General features: G+C 71.9%; 1 protein-coding gene. It reads right to left on the minus strand.

Annotated elements, in window-relative coordinates; translation table 11 throughout:
• The coding region (locus ABZ098_RS44900; RefSeq protein ID WP_356600890.1) for an amino acid adenylation domain-containing protein at positions 1-2,216 on the minus strand (2,216 nt) is incomplete at its 3' end.
• Positions 2,217-2,246 lie beyond the last annotated feature (30 nt).

Raw genomic sequence — 2,246 nt, forward strand, 5'->3', positions numbered from 1 at the left:
AGCACCGGCAACCCCGCCAGCCGCTCCCGCCAATAACCCAACTGCCGCTCCAGAACCTCCCCCGACAACCACGACCGCTGCCACACCGCGAAATCGGCATACTGCACCGCCAGCGCAGGCAACGGATCCGGCGCTCCCACCCGGAACGCCTCGTACAAAGCCGTCAGCTCACGCCGGAAGATCTCGCCGGACCAGTCGTCGAACACCACGTGGTGCAGCGAAAGGGCGAGCAGGTGATCGGTGGTGCCCAGCCGGATCAGCACCGCGCGGACCAGCGGCCCGGCCGCCAGGTCGAACGGCGCGGCCGAGGACGCCTCGGCCAGGTCGCGGGCCGCCGTCTCCGGGTCGGGGGCGCCCGACACGTCTGCCACGGGCAGCACGAACGGGCCGGGCGGGTCGATCACCTGGCGAACCGCCCCGTCGGGGCCGGCCACCAGCCGGGTGCGCAACACCTCGTGGCGGGCCACGATCGCGCCCAGCGCCGCGTGCAACGCTCCGGCGTGCAGTGGCCCGCGCCACCGGGTGCGGACGGGCACGTTGTATTCGGCCGAGCCGGGTTCGAGCTGGTCGAGGAACCACAGCCGCTGCTGGGCGAACGACAACGGCAGCGCCTGGTCGCGCGGGGCCCGCGTGATCGGTGCGGTCGTCACGATCTGCACGGACCGTTCGACCACCCGGGCCAGTTCGCCGACCGTAGGCCGGTCGAACAGGGCCGACAGGGGGACCTCGGTCCCGAACGTGTCGCGGATCCGGGAGATCACCTGGGTGGCCAGCAGTGAGTGGCCGCCGAGTTCGAAGAAGTTGTCCTCGGTGCCGACCCGGTCCACCCCGAGCAACTCCGCCCAGATCCCCGCGAGCGACTCCTCGGCCGGGGTGGCGGGGGCGACGAAGGTGCCTTCCAGGTCCGGGCGGTGGGCGTCGGGCACCGGCAGGGCAGCGCGGTCGATCTTGCTGCTGGAGGTCAGGGGCAGCGCGGCCAACTCTATGAACACCGACGGGATCATGAACTCCGGCAGGCTCTCGCGCAGGTGCCCGCGCAGTTCGCCGGAGGAGGGGATGCCTTCGGACGGGTCGGCGGGGACGACGTAGGCCACCAGTCGTGCCCGTGCCGACTCACCGAACGGGGTCACCACCGCCACCTGTACGCCGGGGTGGGCGGCGAGCGCGGCCTCGATCTCCCCGGGTTCGATCCGGACTCCGCGGATCTTGACCTGGTCGTCGGCCCGGCCCAGGAACTCCATCCGTCCCCAGGCGTTCCATCGCACCCGGTCGCCGGTCCGGTACATCCGCGAGCCGTCTGCCGCGAACGGGTCGGCGATGAAGCGTTCCGCCGACAGTGCGGGGCGGCCTCCGTATCCGCGGGCGACGCCGGGGCCGCCGATGAACAGTTCACCCGCCACTCCGACCGGCACCGGGCGCAGCCGGCTGTCGAGCACATGCACCGTCGTCGCGGCGATCGGCAGGCCGATCGGGACCGGCGAGACCGGCTCACGCAGCACCGAGACGACCGCCGTGATCGTCGCCTCGGTGGGCCCGTAGGTGTTGTAGATCGGTACCGGGGTCCGCTCGAACCAGCGCGTCAGCACCGCGGCCGGTATCGCTTCACCGGCCAGGACCAGCAGGCGGAAGTCCGGGCCCAGTCCGTCGCCGGCCGTGAGGTCGGAAATGGCCAGCTCCCAGACTGCGGGGGTCATCTCCGCAATGGTCGCCCGCTGGGCTCGGATCTGCCGCAGCACTTGCGCCGGAGTCCACAGTTCGGCGCCGCGCAGCACCAGCCTCCCGCCGTACATGAGGATCGGGAAGAGCTGCTCGACGGTCGCGTCGAAGGTGATGGAGGCGAACTGCAGGGTGCTGTCGGCCGGGGTGATCCCGTACCGGCGGCCCATCTCGGTCAGCCGCAGGCTCATCGAGCGGTGTTCGATGAGCACGCCCTTGGGCCTGCCGGTCGAGCCCGAGGTGAAGATGACGTACGCCAGGTTCCCCGGGCCCGCCTGCGGCGGCAGGTCGTCGCGGCTGTGGGTGGCGACGGCCGCCCCGTCCGCGTCGACGAACAGGCGGTCCACGGCGGCACCTACCCGGTCGGCCAGCGCGGACTGGGTGATGACCAGGGGTGCGCCGGAGGCCTCGAGCATGTACCGCATGCGCTGGTCCGGGTGGTCGGCGTCCATCGGGAGGTAGGCGGCGCCCGCCTTCAGCACTCCGAGGATGGCCACCATCAAGCCGGTGCCACGCAGCAGGCACACCCC

It is taken from the genome of Streptomyces sp. NPDC006335, assembly GCF_040612795.1.
Classification (GTDB): domain Bacteria; phylum Actinomycetota; class Actinomycetes; order Streptomycetales; family Streptomycetaceae; genus Streptomyces.